Below are 16233 nucleotides of genomic sequence, written 5' to 3' on the forward strand. Positions count from 1 at the left end.
CGGCGCCGCCGTCGGCGCCGGTCTTTTTCGGCACCGCAGCGAGAACCGGGCTCCTCTTTTCGAGCCGATGCTCTAGAGGTCGATTTTTGGAGACCGGCTCTGCGAGGCGGGTCGGACGAACCAGCCGGAGCATCGTGCGGTTGCCAGTGATCCACCGTCCCGCCGCCTCGAACCCCGACCCCGCCTTTTGGTCCGGGCGCCGCGTGGTCCTGACCGGTCATACCGGCTTCAAGGGCGCCTGGCTCAGCGTGTGGCTCGCCCGTCTCGGGGCCCGGGTGACCGGGCTCGCCCTCGCCCCCGAGCCGACGCCCCATCTCTTCGAGGCGATCGGCTTCCCCCCGGCCGCGTCCCACCTCGTCGACATCCGCGACCGCGCGGCGGTGGCGGCCTGCCTCGAGGCGGCGCGGCCCGAGGTCGTCCTCCACATGGCGGCCCAGGCCCTGGTGCGGCCCTCCTACGGCGACCCGGTCGGCACCTTCGCCACCAACGTGATGGGGACCGTCAACCTCCTCGACGCCGTCCGGAGCTGTCCGACCGTGCGGGCCGTGGTGGTGGTGACGAGCGACAAGGCCTACGAGAACCGCGAGTGGCCCCATGCCTATCGCGAGACGGACTCCTTGGGCGGTCACGACCCCTACAGCGCCTCGAAGGCCTGCGCCGAACTGGTCACGGCCGCCTACCGCGCCTCGTTCTTCGCGAACGGCGCCCACCCGGCCCGGATCGGCACCGCGCGGGCGGGCAACGTCATCGGCGGCGGCGACCGCTCCCCCGACCGCCTGATCCCGGACATCATGCGCGGCTTTGCGCGGGGCGCATCGGTGGAGATCCGCTCGCCCCGGGCGATCCGCCCCTGGCAGCACGTCCTCGAACCCTTGAGCGGCTACCTGCGCCTCGCCGAGGCGCTCGCCGGCGACGAGGGCGGGCGCTTTGCGCAAGCCTGGAACTTCGGGCCGGCGGACGAGGATTGCCGCCCGGTCTCGGCCATCGCCGACCGGTTGGCCGCGAGCTGGGGCGAGGGCGCGGCCTGGCACGTGTCGACGGCCGGGCACCCCCACGAGGCCGGCACCCTCAAGGTCGATTCCGCCAAGGCGCGGGCCGGGCTCGGCTGGGACCGGCGCCTGTCGCTGGACACGGCCCTGGACTGGACCGCGCGCTGGTATCGGGAGGACGCCGGCGGGCGGGCGGCCCTCGATCTGATGCAGGGCCAGATCGCCGATTACGAGGCGCTCGGCGCTCCCGCCGGAGCCGGCGCATGAGCGGCCTCCACTGCCGCGGCTGCGGCGCACCCCTGACCCGGACCGTGGTCGACCTCGGCCTGTCGCCGCTCGCCAACGCCTACGTGCCGGCCGATGCGGCGGGGCGCGGCGAGAGGGTGCATCCCCTGCGGGCCTACCTGTGCGAGGCCTGCTTCCTCGTCCAGCTCGAGGAGTTCGAGACGCCCGAGGCGATCTTCTCCGACTACGCCTATTTCTCGGGGTTCTCCGCCGGCTGGCTCGCCCATGCCGAGCGCTACGCCCGGGCGATGCAGGCCCGCCTGGGCCTGACCGCCCGGTCCAAGGTTGTCGAGGTCGCCAGCAACGACGGCTACCTGCTGCAATACTTCGTCGCCGCCGGCATCCCGGTGCTCGGCGTCGAGCCCGCCGCCAACGTCGCCAGGGCGGCGGTGGACCGCGGCGTGCCCACCGAGGTCGCCTTCTTCGGGCAGGCGACCGCCGCGCGCCTGAAGGCGGCCGGCCACGAGGCGGACCTCATCGCCGCCAACAACGTGCTGGCGCATGTGCCCGACCTCCACGGCTTCCTCACCGGGTTCCGGACACTCCTGAAGCCCGACGGCGTGGCGACCTTCGAGTTCCCGCACCTCCTGCGGATGATCGCCGAGCGCCAGTTCGACACGATCTACCACGAGCACTTCTCGTACCTGTCGCTGGGCGTCGTGGCGGATCTGGCCGCGCGCAGCGGCCTGCGGGTGTTCGACGTGGAGGAATGGCCGACCCACGGCGGCTCGCTGCGGGTCTTCGCCTGCCATGCGGCCGCGGCCCATCCGGCGAGCCCCGCGGTCGCGCGCGTCCTGGCCGACGAGCGCGCGGCCGGCCTGTTCGACGCCTCGGGCTACGACGCCTTCGCCGAGGCGGTGATCGACATCAAATGCGAGACCCTGACCTTCCTCGCCACCGCGCGGCGCGAGGGCAAGACCGTGCTGGGCTACGGCGCGGCGGCAAAGGGCAACACCTTCCTCAACTACTGCGGCATCGGCCCCGAACTGGTGGGCGCGGTCGCCGACCGCTCGCCGCACAAGCAGGGCATGCTGCTGCCGGGCAGCCGTATCCCGATCGTCTCGCCGGAGGCGCTGCTGGCGCGGCGGCCGGACTACGTCCTGATCCTGCCCTGGAACCTGCGCGACGAGGTGATGGAGCAGATGGCCGCCATCCGGGCCTGGGGCGGTCGCTTCGTGACCGCGATCCCGCGCCTGAGCGTGACCTGAGCCGCATGCGGATCGAGGCACTGTCCCTGGCGGGGGCATATCGCATCGTGCCCGAGCCGGCGACCGACGAGCGCGGGTTCTTCGCGCGCACCGCCTGCGCCGAGACCTTTGCCGCCCACGGGCTGGTCGGCGCCTTCGCCCAGTCGAGCGTGTCCTACAACGCCAGGCGCGGGACGGTGCGCGGCCTGCACTACGCGGTCCCGCCCCATGCCGAGACCAAGCTCGTGCGCTGCACGGCGGGCGCGATCCACGACGTGATCGTCGACCTGCGGCCCGGTTCGCCGACCTATCTCGGGAGCGTCGGCCTCGAGCTGACGGCGAGCAACCGCCACGCCCTCTACATCCCCCCCGGCCTCGCCCACGGTTTCCAGGCCCTGCGCGACGAAACCGAGGTCCTCTACATGATCGACGTGCCTTACGTCGCCGCCAGCGCCCGGGGCCTGCGCTGGAACGACCCGTCGATCCGCGTGACCTGGCCCGAGCCCGTGAGCGTCATCTCCCCCCGCGACCTCGCCTACCCCGACTGGGTGGCCCCGTGACCGGGCGCGTCCTCGTCACGGGCGGATCGGGCTTCGTCGGCCGGTCGGTGCTGCCGCTGCTGGTGCGGCGCGGCTTTACCGTCCATGCGGCCGGGCCGGATCCGGTCGATCTTGCCGGCGTCGTCGGCCATCGGGTCGATCTCCTCGATGCCGCCCAGCGCCGGGCGGTGGTGGCCGACATCCGCCCGACCCACCTTCTGCACCTCGCCTGGTACGCCGAGCCGGGGGCGTATTGGACCTCGCCGAAGAACCTCGACTGGGTCGGGGCCAGCCTCGACCTCGCCCAGGCCTTCGCCGAGGCCGGCGGCCGTCGCCTCGTGGCGGCGGGCACCTGCGCCGAATACGAATGGGGGTCCGAGCGCCTGTCTGAGAGCCGAACCCCGTGCCGGCCGGCCACCCTCTACGGGGCGGCCAAGGACGGCCTGCGCCGCGTCCTGGCGGCCTATGCGCGGGAGGCCGGCCTGTCCTTCGCCTGGGGGCGGCTGTTCTATCTCTACGGCCCCGGCGAGCAGCCCGGCCGCCTCGTCGGCGACACCATCCGCCGGCTCCTGGCCGGCGAGCGCATCCCCACCACCGAGGGCCTGCAGCGGCGCGACTTCCTGCACGTCGACGACGCCGCCGAGGCGCTGGCCGCCCTCCTCGCCGCCGCCCTCGAAGGCCCGGTCAACGTCGGATCGGGCCGCGCCGTGCCGGTGCGCGAGATCCTGGCGCGCATCGGGGCGCTGACCGGCCGGGCCGACCTCATCGGGTTCGGCGAACGCACCCTGCCGCCGGGCGACCCCGCCGTGATCGAGGCCGACGTCGCGCGGTTGCACGGCGAACTCGGGGTGGCGCCGGGCCGCGACCTCGACGAGGGACTGGCACAGATGGTCGAACGGTATCGCGCGCTGCCGCCCGGCGCAGCCTGAGGGCCCATCCGGGCTCGTCGGTGCGGGATCGTTCCGCTATGGGTGCGCACCACGCACGGGTCCAGGCGACACCGGACGATGCAGCACCGGCCGCTGGGAGGCCCTGGGAAGACCGGATGGCCCTGTCGCTCACCCTTTTCTCGCTCAAGCGGCGCTCCATCGCGGTGCGCCTGGCCACCTCGGCGCTGCTGGCGAGTTCGGCGATCCTGCTGATCGCCGCCTGGATTCTCACGACCCTCTATCGCGAAAACACCGAGCGCGCCTTCGACAGCCGGCTCCTGGTCTATGCCAACAACCTCGCCACCGACCTCGTGGCGCCGAGCGACCCCGAGAGCCGCTCCTTCACGCTGAGCGACCCGCGCTTCGACCTGCCGCTGTCGGGCTGGTACTGGCAGATCGGGCGGCCGGACGCCAAGCCGCGCGACCTGCGCACCTCGCGCTCCCTGGTCGGCGTGCCCCTGAAGCCCGCCGGCCGGCCCGATTCCACCGCCGGCGTCGGCCAGATCCGCCAGGGCTACGGCCGGGCCCAGGACGAGCGCGCCCTGCGCATCATCGAGCGCGACGTCGATCTCGGCGAGGAGGGGCGCTACACCGTGCGGGTGGCCGGCCCCGCCGACGAGATCGAGAACGACGTCGGCCGCTTCCGCTTCTCCCTGGTCGTCACCTTCGGCCTGCTCGGCCTGTCGCTGGCGCTCACCACCCTCCTGCAGATCCGGTTCGGCCTCGCCCCCCTGGCCAAGCTGCGCCATGCGCTCGGCGCGATCCGCCGGGGCGAGTCCGACCGCATCGGCGGCGAGTACCCACGCGACATCGCCCCGCTCACGGGGGAGGTGAACCTGCTCATCGAGACGAACCGCGAGATCCTCGAGCGCGCCCGCACCCAGGTCGGCAACCTGGCGCACGCCCTGAAGACGCCGCTCTCGATCATCGTCAACGAGGTCGGCTCGAGCGAGGCGCCCGACGACATCGCCGCCAAGATCCGCGAGCAGGCCGCGATCATGCGCGACCAGGTCAACTACCACCTCGACCGCGCCCGCGCCGCGGCGCTCGCCGGCACGCTCGGCACCTCCACCGAGGTCGAGCCGGCGCTGGCGGCCCTGGTGCGCACCTTCGGCAAGATCTACCGCGACAAGGACATCGCCTACGAGGTCAGCGTGCCGCCGGGCCTGCGCTTTCGCGGCGAGCGCCAGGATTTCGAGGAGATGGTGGGCAACCTCGTCGACAACGCCTCGAAGTGGGCGGAAGGCCGGGTCTCGATCCGCGCCGAGGCGGTGGACCAGGACGCCTATCCCCACCTCCTCGTGGCGGTGGAGGACGACGGCCCCGGTCTGTCGCCCGACGATCGCAAGGCGGTGATCGGGCGCGGCCGGCGCCTCGACGAGACCAAGCCCGGATCGGGCCTCGGCCTCTCGATCGTGGCCGACCTCGCCACCCTCTACCGGGGCCGCTTCCGCCTGGAGGAGGCGGGGCTCGGCGGCCTGAGGGCGGTGATCGAGGTGCCCGGCGACGCGCCGGCCTCGTCGAGCCATGCTTGACCGTTGGCGGTTACGTGACACCGTGTCACCGTGCGGTCAGGTCGTGCGGACCGGCGCCTTTATCTAGTTTAGTCTCGCGAACGACCGGGGTGTGATGACGGCGATTTGGTTCATTCTGGCGTTCATGACGGGACTTGCCGTGCTTAGCCTGCTCTGGCCGATGTCCCGCCGAACGAGGGCGGTCGCCGGCTCTCCCGAGGGAGACGCCCTGGCGACGCAGACCGGCTTCTACGAGGACCAGCTGCGCGAGATCGACCGCGACCTCGCACGCGGCCTGATCGCACCGGCCGAAGCCGAGGCCGCCCGCACCGAGGCGGCGCGCCGGCTGCTGCGCGCCAACCGCGACGGAGGCCCCAAGGCCGCCGGCGGCATCGCCGAACCGGCCCTGCGCCAGCGCCGGGCGGCCTCCGCCTTCGCGCTCTCGACCATTCCTCTGGTGGCGCTGATCGCCTACGGCATCTACGGGTCGCCGCACCTGCCGGCTCAGACCGCCGCCGAGCGCCAGGCCGGGCGGACCGGCGACCAGGACCTCCTGAAGGCCGTCGGCCAGATCGAGGCGCGCCTCGCCAGCGATCCCAAGGACGGCCGCGGCTGGCAGGTGCTCGCCCCGGTCTACATGCGCATGGGCCGGTTCGACGACGCGGTGCGCGCCTACGAGATGGCCAACCGCATCCTCGGCGAGACGCCCGACCGGCTCTCCGACCTTGGCGAGGCCATGGTGGCCGCCGGCAACGGTGCGATCTCGCCCGAGTCCCGCGCCGTCTTCGAACGGGCGGCCGGCCTCGACCCCGCCGCCCCCAAGCCCCGGTTCTACCTCGCCCGCGCGGCCGAGCTGAGCGGCGACGTGCCCGGCGCCGTCGACCGGCTCACCCAGATGATCGAGAGCGCGCCGGCCGACGCCTCGTGGCTGCCCCTGGTGCGCGAGAACCTCGCCCGCCTGAAGGGCGAGCCGGCTCCGTCGTCCCCCGCCGCGACGGCGGCGGTTCCCCCGTCGACCTCACCGCCGGCGGCCTCGCCCCAGGCGATGCCGCCCGAGGCCCGGGACGCGGCCATCCGCGGCATGGTCGACGGCCTCGACCAGCGCCTCGCCGCCAAGGGCGGCACCGCCGAGGAATGGGTGCGGCTGCTGCGCTCCTACGGGGTGCTGGGCGAGCGCGAGAAGGCGGTGGCCGCCCTGGCCCGCGCCCGCGCCGGCCTGGCGCAGGACGCCGACGGCCTCGCCCGGGTCGAAGCCCTGGCGAACGAACTCGACCTTGCCAAACCCGCACCGCCGGGCAGACCCTCGCCGGAGAAGGCGTCGCCCGCCAACGGCGCTCCCGGCAAGGCCTCGCAGGCCCCCGGCGCACCCGCGGCCAATGCCGACACGGAGGCCGCCATCGCCGCGGTCAAGGCGATGCCGGCGGCCGAGCGCGACGCGGCCATCCGCGGCATGGTCGCCGCCCTCGATCGGCGCCTCGCGGCCAAGGGCGGCAGCCTCGACGACTGGTTGCGGCTGGTGCGCTCCTACGCGGCGCTGGGCGAGCGCAAGCAGGCCGCCCAGGCCCTCGACCGCGCGCGCATGGCGCTGAGCCCCGATCCGTCCTCGGTGGGACGCCTCGATCTCCTCGCCAAGGAGCTCGAGTTGCACGGGTCCGAGCCGCGTCAGGCCACCACCCCCTGACAATCGGTCCCGCCCACGGGCCTTGACCCTCGCGGCCCGGCGGTCGACATCGGTGTTACGCCAAAGACAAAGATGGATGGGGCGCGGCGGCGACGCTCCGCAGCGCTCCGGCAAGATCGACCAGGCGAGCCTGAAACAGCACGGGACGACAACGTGACCCGAAAGAGCCGCCGCCTGATCATGATTGCCGTGTGCGGCGGCGTGCTCGCCCTCGCGCTGGGCCTGATCCTGTCGGCCATGAGCGGGTCGATCGTGTTCTTCCGCTCGCCCACCGAGGTCGCGCAGAACGGCGTCGCCCCCGGCACCCGGTTCCGCCTCGGCGGCCTCGTGCAGGACGGGACCCTGAAGCGCGGGCCGGACCAGACCGTCGACTTCACGGTCACCGACACCAACGCCACGGTGGCGGTGCAGTATCGCGGCCTGCTCCCGGACCTGTTCCGCGAGGGCCAGGGCGTCGTCGCCGAGGGAACGCTGATCCCCGGCGGCATCTTCAAGGCCGACACCGTGCTCGCCAAGCACGACGAATCCTACATGCCGCGCGAGGTCGCCGACGCCCTCAAGGCGCAGGGACGCTGGCAGGAGGGCGGCGCCAAGCCGGCCTCCGGCAACGGCCCGGCTTCCGCCACCAAGGCCGCACCGGCCGGCGAAGCCACCCTCGGCCCGCGCACCGAACGATGACGCAGTCCCTTCCGCGAAAGGAGAGGCACCCTTGCTGATCGAGGTCGGCCATTTCGCGCTGGCGCTGGCGCTGGCGCTCTCCCTCGTCCAGATCGTGATCCCGATCTGGGCCGCCCGTTCGGGCGACGCGGCCATGCGCGCCGTGGCGACGCCGGCCGCCCTCGGGGCGTTCGGCTGCATCCTGTTCTCGTTCGCGGCGCTCACCTACGCCCACGCGACCTCGGACTTCTCCGTCCAGAACGTGGTCGAGAACTCGCACACGACCAAGCCCTTCCTCTACAAGATCTCCGGCGTCTGGGGGAACCACGAGGGCTCGATGCTGCTCTGGGTCCTCATCCTCGCCCTGTTCGGGGCGCTGGTGGCGGTGGCTAAGGAGTCGGTGCCGGCGGTGCTGCGCGCCAACACGCTCGCCGTCCAGGGCCTCGTGACCTTCGTGTTCGTGCTGTTCATCATCACGACCTCGAATCCGTTCAACCGGGTCAACCCGGCCCCCCTCGAGGGCAACGACCTCAACCCGCTGCTGCAGGACTTCGGCCTCGCGGTGCATCCGCCGCTGCTCTACGTCGGCTACGTCGGGTTCTCGATCACCTTCGCCTTCGCCATCGCCGCGCTCATCGACGGGCGCATCGACGCGGTCTGGGCACGGGCGGTGCGGCCCTGGACGCTCACCGCCTGGAGCTTCCTGACGCTCGGCATCGCGATGGGCTCGTACTGGGCCTATTACGAGCTCGGCTGGGGCGGCTGGTGGTTCTGGGACCCGGTCGAGAACGCCTCGCTGATGCCCTGGCTCGCCGGCACCGCGCTCCTGCACTCCACCGTGGTGATGGAGAAGCGCGACGCCCTCAAGGTCTGGACGGTGCTGCTGGCCATCCTCACCTTCTCGCTGTCGCTGCTGGGCACCTTCATCGTGCGCTCGGGCGTGCTGACCTCGGTGCATACCTTCGCCACCGACCCGACCCGGGGCGTGTTCATCCTCGCCATCCTGATCCTGTTCGTGGGGGGTTCGCTGGCGCTGTTCGCCTGGCGGGCGCCGATGCTGCGCCAGGGCGGCCTGTTCGCACCGATTTCCCGCGAGGGCGCCCTGGTGATGAACAACCTGTTCCTGGCCGCCGGCTGCGCCACCGTGTTCGTGGGCACGCTCTATCCGCTGCTCCTGGAGATGCTGACCGGCGAGAAGATCTCGGTGGGACCGCCCTTCTTCAACTACACCTTCGTGCCGATCGCGATCCCGCTGCTGCTGATCGTGCCCTTCGGCCAGACCCTCGCGTGGAAGCGCGGCGACGTCCACGCCGCCAGCCAGCGCCTGTTCGCGGCGCTGGGCCTCGCCCTCGTGGTCGGCCTCGCCGCCATGGCGCTGACCTGGGGCGGACCGGTGATGGCCCCCATCGGCATCGGACTCGGCGCCTACCTCGTGCTGGGCTCGATCATGGAGATCGTGTCGCGGGCCCGCGGCTACGGCAACTCGCGCTCCTCTAAGCCGGCCGACGTGATGCGCCGGGCGATCGGCCTGCCGCGCTCGGCCTGGGGAACGGCCCTGGCCCATGCCGGCGTCGGCATCGTCGTGCTCGGCATCGCCGCCCAGGGCTGGGCGACGGAAGGCCTCTCGGTGGTCAAGCCGGGCCAGTCCCTGGCCTCGGGCCCCTACAGCGCCACCCTCGATCGGGTCGGGCCGAGGCCGGGCGAGAACTACGAGGAGACGGCCGCCTTCCTCACCATCCGCACCCTGAACGGGGACAAGGTCGGCACCCTCGAGACCGGCAAGCGGTTCTACCCGAGCCGCAAGATGACGGTGACGGAGTCCGGCCTGCTGACGGTGGGCGCCAGCCAGGTCTACGCCAGCATCGGCGAGGTCATGGCAGACGGCAGCATCGGCCTGCGCCTCTACTACAAGCCCCTCGTGCTGTTGATCTGGCTCGGCGCGGTCGTGATGGCGCTGGGCGGTGCCGTCTCCATCACCGACCGGCGGATGCGGGTGGGGGCTCCGGCCAAGGCCAAGGCGCGGCCGCTGCCCCCGACGGCGGTGCCGGCGGAATGAGGACGCTGCGCCTCCCCGTTCTCGCCCTCGGCCTTGCGCTGCTCGCGGGCGGCGCCCATGCCGTCCAGCCCGACGAGGTGCTGAGCGACCCGCGGATGGAATCGCGGGCCCGCGACATCTCCTCGGGCCTGCGCTGCCTCGTCTGCCAGAACCAGTCGATCGACGATTCCGATGCGCCGCTGGCCCGCGACCTGCGCCTCATCGTGCGCGAGCGCCTCAAGGCCGGCGACGACGACACCCAGGTGCGCGACTACGTGGTCGGCCGCTACGGCGAATATGTGCTGCTGCGCCCGGTCCTCGCCCTCCACACCCTGCTCCTGTGGCTGACCCCGATCCTCGTGCTCGGGCTCGGCGCCTTCGGGATCTGGCGCCTGGCGAGGCGACGGGCGGTGGCGGCAACCCCCGAGCGCTTGACCGCGCTCGAGGAGGCGGAGATCGCCGCCCTGACCAAGCGCGAGTGATCCACCCCGTTACCTCACGCATGGCTTCGTGATTTTTCAAACGAGCTATGCAAGGAGGGCATTTTTGCGTTGCGATATTTCGCTCTTCGCAACGCACCATTTCGTCGGCATCTTGCGGTCTCCCGGTGCTACCGGCTCCCGTTCGGGCACTCCCGGCGGCAGTAACCGCACAGGTTTCACGACGATGCGCACGCTCCCCACGCTTCTGGCCGCCGCCACCCTCGCCCTCGTCTCCGGCACCGCATTCGCGGCCGAGCTGCAGGCGAACCGGTCCAGCACGATCGACCTCGGCACCTTCCGCGGCTCCGCCTATTACACCGCCGAGAAGGGCGGATACCGGGTGGTCGCCACCCTCGCCGCCGTCAACTCCGGCTCGGACATCCCGCAGGTGGTCCGCATGGTCACCACCCTCAACCCCGACCAGACGGTGCACCTCTCGGTGCCGGGCGCGCTCGGTGCCGACGGCCGCGACGCCACGGTGGCGTTCTCCCGGCGCGGCGACCGGGTCGAGGTGGCCGCGGCCGACATCGCGAACGATTGACGCGCCTCCGGCGCGGGCCGCCCGCCGCGATGCCCGAAGAAGAGCCCGACCGCCGACGCGGCCGGGCTTTTGTCGTCGACGACCCTGCGGCCACGGCGACGCCTCGCTTTCGCCCCAGTCAAACGAGACCACGGGGTTGCCGGCCAGCCGTGTGGCCCGGCGATAACGATGCGTTAACCACGAGCCGCGAGCGTGCCGAGCGACATGAAGCCCAACGCCTCGCTCCCCCTCCTCGCGCTCGCCCTCGCGCTCGCCCTGCCCGGCACCGCGCAGGCCCATCCCCATGTCTGGATCACCGCCAAGGCGCAGGTCGCCTACGGCCCCGGCGGTCGCGTCACCGGCATCCGCCATGCCTGGACCTTCGATGCGTCCTACTCGGCCTTCGTGACGCAGGGGCTCGACACCAACGGCGACGGCAAGCTCAGCCCGGAGGAACTGGCCGGGCTCGCCACCGAGAACACCACCAACCTCGCCGAGTTCGGCTACTTCACCAAGCTCAAGGTGGCGGGCAAGGACCAGCCCTTCGCCGAGCCCGCCGAACCGCGGATGGCGATGGAGGGCGACACGCTCACCCTGAGCTTCCTCCTGCCGCTCAAGAGCCCCGTGGCGCAGGGGCGCGGCGTCGCGGCGCTGGAGGTCTACGACCCCACCTACTTCGTGGCCTTCAGCCTGTCGGATGCCGCCGACGTCGCCAGGCTCGCCGATGCGCCGAGCGGCTGCGCCATCACCGTCACCCGCGCGAAATCCGATGCCGCGCCACCGGCGCAGGCCAATGCCGCCAAGCCCGGCATGTCGGAGGCCTTCTTCGAGGCACTCACCAACGCCTCCACCTATGGCGAGCAGTTCGCCAACCGGATCCTGGTGGCATGTCCGTAGGGGTCGCGTCGGGCACCGTGCCGGAGCCCTCCCGGCTCGGCGCGCGGCTGCTGGTCGCCGCCGGAGCGATCCTGCTCGCGGGCCTCGTCCTCGCCGGCCTGTCGCTCCTGCTCGCACCCGTCGCCGCCCCCGCGCCGGCCCGCTCGCCCTTCGGCATGGGACTGCGCGAGGCCGCACCGGCCGCGACCGGGCTCGGCGGCTGGATCCTCGCCCTGCAGGCCAGTTTCTCCCGCAGCCTCCAGACCGCGCTCGCCGCGATCCGGGCGGGCGGCGGCTACGGCCCCATGCTGGCCCTCGGCTTCGGCTACGGCGTCTTCCATGCCGCCGGGCCGGGCCACGGCAAGGCGGTGATCGCCGGCTATCTCCTGGCGGGCGAGCGGGCGCTCCTGCGCGGCTTCACCCTGAGTGCGGCCGCCGCCCTGCTCCAGGCCCTCGTCGCCATCGCCATCGTCGGGATCGGGACCCTGCTTCTCGGCGCCACCGCCGCGACCCTGACCCGGGCCGGCACCGCCATCGAGACCGTGAGCTTCGCCCTCGTGGCCCTGCTCGGCCTCGCCATGACCTGGCGCAAGGCCGGGCGCCTCGCCGCCGTGGTCCGGGGAGGGTCCCCCGCCGCCTGCGCCCCGGATTGCGGACACGTGCATCTCAACGATGCCGCCGCCGTCGGCCGCCTCGACGGCTGGTCGGCGCGCGTGGGCGTCGTCCTGGCCGCAGGCTCGCGCCCCTGCGCAGGCGCCATCCTCATCCTGGTGTTCTCGGCCTCGCAGGGCATGCTGGCGGCCGGCATCGCGGCGACCTTCGCCATGGCCCTGGGCACCGCCCTGACCACCGGCGTCCTGGCCAGCCTCGCGGTCTTCGCCAAGGCCTTCGCCCTGCGCCTCGCCGGCGGGCGGGGCACCACCGGCGCCATGGTCATCGCCGGCCTCGAGGTGGTGGCAGGAGCCTTCGTGCTGGTGCTGGGCCTCGCCATGCTCGCGGGCCTGTCGGTCGGCGTCGGCGGCTGAGCGGGTTTCGGGTCGGCGGTCGCCGGAATCCCGACGAAAACCTGCTTCCCCGCCAAGACCCTAAGCGGACCTGGCGTGGGCCCGCCGATGCCGGGTCCGCTGAAGAACGCCCCCTCGCCAGCCCACCCGCGACGTGGCAGGCTGCGGAGCGATCAGGGACGGGACGGCTCAGGAACGGGACGGCATGGCGGCGAGCTTCGACCACATCCTCGACTGGCGGCTGCTGGCCGGCTCGCACGATTTTCCGGGGCCCGATGGCGGCACCTGCATCAACGAGGCGGCGGTGGTGGCGGCCGGGCTGCCCTACCGCGCCATCCGCTCGTCCGCCGATTGCCCGCCCTGCTTCTCGCCGCCGCTGGCCGCCTATGCCCTGGGCCTCAACGACACCATGCCCGACGCGGAGCGGCCCCGGCTGATGGCCTTCGTGCTGCGGCTGTCGGGATCGGCGGACGGGGCGGACGTCGAGGCCAAACGCACCGCCTTCCTGGCGCTGGAGGGCATCCGCCGCATCCTGCCGCCGCTCCTCGACCGGGCGGGCTTTTCGGATCTGGCCGCCCGCTGCGACGACCTGCGGGATCTCGACGCCGCCGTCTCGGCGGCCCGCACGGCCGAATGGCGCGGCGGTGCGGCGGCACAAGGCGACTCGGAACGGGGCGAGTGGCGGCGCGGTGCGCTGGCCTCGGCGGTGGCCCGCGCCGCCGCCGCGGCGGTGCGGTCGGCTGGCGATGCGCGCTGTGCCGCCGATGTCGCCGCGGCTGCGGCTCCCTTCTCGCCAGGCACCTGGACGAGTGCCATGACGATCCTCGACGAGGCCCTGCTCATCGGTCGGCAGGCGGGCGACATCGACCCGTTGCGCGCGCGCGAACGGCTCGATGCGGCCAGGATCGCGGGCAGGATCGCGGGCAGGATCGCGGGCAGGATCGCGGCCGGCTGACGCCGGCCTCAGGACAGGGCGGGGGCGCTCGCCAGGTCCAGTTCGACGGTCTCGCAGTTGTCGAGCCAGACCCCGGTGAGGTGGAAGAAGAACGTCCCGTGCCCGACCACCGCGATCGTGCGCTCCGGCCGAGCGGCGAGCCAGTCCCGGAATGCGGCGACGCGGGCGTCGAAGACGGTGCGCGGCTCGATGTGGAACCCGCTGGGATGCGGCTCGCCCTCCGCGTACCACCAGGTCTCCGGCAGGTGGTCGACCCGGATGTCGGGAAATTCGGCGGCGATCAGCGAGGCGGCGCGGCCGACGTCGCAGCTGCTCTCCTGGCACTCGCGGTGCAGCACCTCCACCAGGATCTCGGGCCGGGCCGGATGCTCGGCGAACAGGCCCACGGTGGTCTGGATGGCGCGGGTGAGGGGCGAGGTCACCACCACCTCGAAGGGCACGTCGCGCAGGGCCCGGCGCGCCGCCGCGACCTGCGACAGGCCGCGCGTCGTGAGCGGCGCATCGATGTGCCCTGGGTCGCGCCCGGTGGCGCGATGGGCGGCGTTGAAGGTGGATTCGCCGTGGCGGATGCAGACGATGCGCTGAAGGGTCATGCGGTCCAGTGCTGACGTACCGTGTCGGTGTCGACGGTTTTTTGACCCGCTGTCCATAGCCGGAGCGATACGGCGTGAGAAGCGCGTCGTGCGCCCGGTCAGACGACGATGCGGGTGCGCCGGTCGACGGCAGTGCCATAGGGACCGTAGCCGGACACCCGATGTAAACCCGCCCGACCGTAGCGTGCCGCGGCGGGGCCGCCGGTCTCGACCGATGTGGTTCCTCGCCCGGCAGGGTCTCCATGGTCCCGACGACGCTCTCCCCGAGGACCGACGCGTTGGGATGGCCGGGCGACGCCGGCGTGCGGACGGCGGCACAGGCCTGGCAGGATTGCCTGGCGCGGGAACGCCGCATGGCCGGCAACACCGTCGAGGCCTACGGCCGCGACCTGCGCCAGTTCCTCCACCATCTCCAGGGGCGGCAAGGCCCTCCGGGGATCGCCGACCTCGTCGCCCTGAAACCCCGCGACCTGCGCGCCTTCATGGCCGCGCGGCGCGCCGAGGGCGTCGGCGGGCGCTCGCTGATGCGGGCCCTGGCGGGCTTGCGCTCGTTCGCGCGACATCTGGAACGCGACGGTCACGGCACCGTGGCGGCGCTCGGTGCCGTGCGGTCGCCCAAGGTCGAGCGGCGCCTGCCCCGGCCGATCCCGATCGCGGCGGCCCGCGCCATGACCGGAGCCGATGTGCGGGCCGGCGAGACCCGCGAGCCCTGGATCCTCGCCCGCGACGCCGCCGTGCTGGCGCTCCTCTACGGCTCGGGTCTTCGCATCTCCGAGGCCCTCGGCCTGGCGCGGCGCGATGCGCCGGTGCCCGGCATCGACGCCGTGACGGTGACCGGCAAGGGCGACAAGCAGCGGATGGTGCCGGTGCTGCCGGTGGTGGCCGAGGCGGTGGCCGCCTACCTCGCCGCCTGCCCGCACCCGCTGCCGGGCGAGGGGCCGCTGTTCGTGGGGGCCAGGGGCGGGCCGCTGTCGCCGCGGATCATCCAATATGCGGTGGCCGCGATGCGGGCCGGCCTCGGCCTGCCCGACAGCGCCACGCCGCACGCCCTGCGCCACTCCTTCGCGACACACCTGCTCGGCCGCCGGGGCGAGTTGCGGGCGATCCAGGAGTTGCTCGGCCACGCCTCGCTCTCGACGACCCAGCTCTACACGCGGGTCGATGCCGCCCGCCTGATGGAGGCGTTCGACGCGGCGCACCCGCGGGCCGGCACGGCGCCTATCCGTCCAGCTCCGGGTAGCGCCGAAAGATCCCGTCCTCGTTGAACGGAATCCGACGCGGTCCGGCGAGATAAGCGGCGATCCGCGGGCGCGCGGGAACCGCGGCGTGGAGCGCGCTCAGGTGCGGGCTCTCGCGGAGTTCGGCGCGGGCGGCGCGAGGGAAGGCGTAGAGCAGGCCCTCCACCAGCTGGAACAGCGACAGGTCGGCATAGGTGAGCGCGCGTCCGACGAGGTGACGGCCGCCGTTGCGGGCGAGCAGGTGCTCGAACCAGGCGAAGAATTCCGGGATGCGCTCGCGGCGGAAGTGTTCGGCCCGCCGCAGGGCCTCCAGCCTCTGGTCCTCGTAGGCGAGGCCGACGGCGATGGGGTGATGGGTGTCGTGGGCCTCCGTCACCATGTCGGCGACGGTGAGCTGGATCTGGTGCGTCCAGAGTCGGTCGGCCTCCGACTGCGGCACCAGCCCGAGGCGGGGCCCGAGATAGAGCAGGATCGCCGCGGTCTGGCCGATGGTCACCGTCCCGTCCTTCAGGACGGGGAGGGCGAAGGACGGGCGTGCGGCCGTGGGGTCCTGCAGCCGCGCCACCAACGCGCCGAGCCCGCCGCCTTCCGCCTCGTCGCAGCGGGCGACGTCCACATAGGCGGCACCGGCCTCCTCCAGGGCGAGGCGGACGAACTCGCCGCGCCCCAGGATGGTGGGCCAGTCATGCAGCTCGTAGGGCACGATGCGGGTTCCGCGAGGGTGGCCGGCGGTCCTGCGACGGAAACCG

The 16233-nt window shown here is 72.8% G+C and carries 16 protein-coding genes; 14 read left to right on the forward strand and 2 right to left on the reverse strand.

Features of this window, described 5'->3' with window-relative positions:
* The first annotated feature begins 149 nt into the window (after positions 1-149).
* The 13 genes from rfbG (at position 150) to ASF39_RS03335 (ending at position 13653) form a co-directional block, all read left to right on the forward strand.
* Positions 150-1256 carry a CDP-glucose 4,6-dehydratase gene (gene rfbG, locus ASF39_RS03275; protein WP_056281148.1) on the forward strand — a complete coding sequence of 369 codons (1107 nt, stop codon included), beginning with the start codon at positions 150-152 and terminating at the stop codon, positions 1254-1256.
* On the forward strand, positions 1253-2482 hold the full coding sequence (locus tag ASF39_RS03280; protein ID WP_055880760.1) for a class I SAM-dependent methyltransferase: 1230 nt from the start codon (positions 1253-1255) through the stop codon (positions 2480-2482). Before rfbG ends, ASF39_RS03280 begins: the two co-directional genes overlap by 4 nt.
* A 5-nt stretch (positions 2483-2487) precedes the next feature.
* Positions 2488-3021, forward strand: coding sequence for a dTDP-4-dehydrorhamnose 3,5-epimerase family protein (locus ASF39_RS03285; RefSeq protein WP_056280986.1), 534 nt, complete (start codon positions 2488-2490; stop codon positions 3019-3021).
* Positions 3018-3929 carry an NAD(P)-dependent oxidoreductase gene (locus tag ASF39_RS03290; protein WP_056280987.1) on the forward strand — a complete coding sequence of 304 codons (912 nt, stop codon included), beginning with the start codon at positions 3018-3020 and terminating at the stop codon, positions 3927-3929. The genes ASF39_RS03285 and ASF39_RS03290 overlap by 4 nt, the downstream gene beginning before the upstream one ends.
* A 116-nt stretch (positions 3930-4045) precedes the next feature.
* Positions 4046-5464: a sensor histidine kinase gene (locus ASF39_RS03295; protein WP_055880752.1), complete on the forward strand. Its 1419-nt coding sequence runs from the start codon at positions 4046-4048 to the stop codon at positions 5462-5464.
* Between the two features lie 94 nt (positions 5465-5558).
* Positions 5559-7124 (forward strand): c-type cytochrome biogenesis protein CcmI, encoded by a 1566-nt coding sequence (gene ccmI, locus ASF39_RS03300; RefSeq protein WP_055880749.1) that lies wholly within the window; start codon positions 5559-5561, stop codon positions 7122-7124.
* Between the two features lie 153 nt (positions 7125-7277).
* A complete protein-coding gene (ccmE, locus tag ASF39_RS03305) occupies positions 7278-7802 on the forward strand; it encodes a cytochrome c maturation protein CcmE (RefSeq protein WP_055880747.1) in 525 nt (174 codons plus the stop codon).
* A gap of 31 nt (positions 7803-7833) precedes the next feature.
* Positions 7834-9837 carry a heme lyase CcmF/NrfE family subunit gene (locus ASF39_RS03310; protein WP_056280989.1) on the forward strand — a complete coding sequence of 668 codons (2004 nt, stop codon included), beginning with the start codon at positions 7834-7836 and terminating at the stop codon, positions 9835-9837.
* Positions 9834-10298: a cytochrome c-type biogenesis protein gene (locus tag ASF39_RS03315; protein WP_056280991.1), complete on the forward strand. Its 465-nt coding sequence runs from the start codon at positions 9834-9836 to the stop codon at positions 10296-10298. The genes ASF39_RS03310 and ASF39_RS03315 overlap by 4 nt, the downstream gene beginning before the upstream one ends.
* 184 nt (positions 10299-10482) lie before the next feature.
* A complete protein-coding gene (locus ASF39_RS03320; RefSeq protein WP_056280993.1) occupies positions 10483-10839 on the forward strand; it encodes a hypothetical protein in 357 nt (118 codons plus the stop codon).
* 204 nt (positions 10840-11043) lie between these two features.
* Entirely contained in the window at positions 11044-11715 is a 672-nt protein-coding gene (locus ASF39_RS03325; protein ID WP_056280995.1) for a DUF1007 family protein, read from the forward strand.
* Positions 11706-12719, forward strand: a complete 1014-nt coding sequence (locus tag ASF39_RS03330; RefSeq protein WP_055880734.1) for a nickel transporter — start codon at positions 11706-11708, stop codon at positions 12717-12719. Before ASF39_RS03325 ends, ASF39_RS03330 begins: the two co-directional genes overlap by 10 nt.
* A 184-nt stretch (positions 12720-12903) precedes the next feature.
* The gene (locus ASF39_RS03335; protein WP_056280997.1) at positions 12904-13653 is read left to right on the forward strand and encodes a hypothetical protein; all 750 of its coding nucleotides are present in this window, start codon (positions 12904-12906) and stop codon (positions 13651-13653) included.
* Positions 13654-13661: 8 nt separating this feature from the next.
* Here ASF39_RS03335 and ASF39_RS03340 read toward each other — a convergent pair whose 3' ends face one another.
* Positions 13662-14246 (reverse strand): histidine phosphatase family protein, encoded by a 585-nt coding sequence (locus ASF39_RS03340; RefSeq protein ID WP_056280999.1) that lies wholly within the window; start codon positions 14244-14246, stop codon positions 13662-13664.
* A 242-nt stretch (positions 14247-14488) separates the two neighbouring features.
* Between ASF39_RS03340 and ASF39_RS03345 the strand changes: the two genes are divergently transcribed.
* Positions 14489-15511, forward strand: coding sequence for a tyrosine recombinase XerC (locus ASF39_RS03345; protein WP_056281002.1), 1023 nt, complete (start codon positions 14489-14491; stop codon positions 15509-15511).
* On the opposite strand, the gene ASF39_RS03350 is transcribed toward ASF39_RS03345, so the two are convergent.
* Positions 15465-16187 (reverse strand): glutathione S-transferase, encoded by a 723-nt coding sequence (locus ASF39_RS03350; RefSeq protein ID WP_056281004.1) that lies wholly within the window; start codon positions 16185-16187, stop codon positions 15465-15467. The genes ASF39_RS03345 and ASF39_RS03350 overlap by 47 nt on opposite strands.
* Between the last annotated feature and the right edge of the window lie 46 nt (positions 16188-16233).

This window comes from Methylobacterium sp. Leaf108 (assembly GCF_001423265.1).
In the GTDB taxonomy this organism is placed as follows: domain Bacteria; phylum Pseudomonadota; class Alphaproteobacteria; order Rhizobiales; family Beijerinckiaceae; genus Methylobacterium.

What these genes read in the sequence shown, in the direction of transcription:
- ASF39_RS03345 (WP_056281002.1), top strand. Translation starts at nt 14,489, where the DNA reads ATGGTCCCGACGACGCTCTCCCCGAGGACCGACGCGTTGGGATGGCCG.
- ccmI (WP_055880749.1), top strand. Translation starts at nt 5,559, where the DNA reads ATGACGGCGATTTGGTTCATTCTGGCGTTCATGACGGGACTTGCCGTG.
- ASF39_RS03285 (WP_056280986.1), top strand. Translation starts at nt 2,488, where the DNA reads ATGCGGATCGAGGCACTGTCCCTGGCGGGGGCATATCGCATCGTGCCC.
- ASF39_RS03280 (WP_055880760.1), top strand. Translation starts at nt 1,253, where the DNA reads ATGAGCGGCCTCCACTGCCGCGGCTGCGGCGCACCCCTGACCCGGACC.
- ASF39_RS03340 (WP_056280999.1), bottom strand. Translation starts at nt 14,246, where the DNA reads ATGACCCTTCAGCGCATCGTCTGCATCCGCCACGGCGAATCCACCTTC.
- ASF39_RS03325 (WP_056280995.1), top strand. Translation starts at nt 11,044, where the DNA reads ATGAAGCCCAACGCCTCGCTCCCCCTCCTCGCGCTCGCCCTCGCGCTC.
- ASF39_RS03320 (WP_056280993.1), top strand. Translation starts at nt 10,483, where the DNA reads ATGCGCACGCTCCCCACGCTTCTGGCCGCCGCCACCCTCGCCCTCGTC.
- ASF39_RS03330 (WP_055880734.1), top strand. Translation starts at nt 11,706, where the DNA reads ATGTCCGTAGGGGTCGCGTCGGGCACCGTGCCGGAGCCCTCCCGGCTC.
- ASF39_RS03315 (WP_056280991.1), top strand. Translation starts at nt 9,834, where the DNA reads ATGAGGACGCTGCGCCTCCCCGTTCTCGCCCTCGGCCTTGCGCTGCTC.
- ASF39_RS03335 (WP_056280997.1), top strand. Translation starts at nt 12,904, where the DNA reads ATGGCGGCGAGCTTCGACCACATCCTCGACTGGCGGCTGCTGGCCGGC.
- ASF39_RS03295 (WP_055880752.1), top strand. Translation starts at nt 4,046, where the DNA reads ATGGCCCTGTCGCTCACCCTTTTCTCGCTCAAGCGGCGCTCCATCGCG.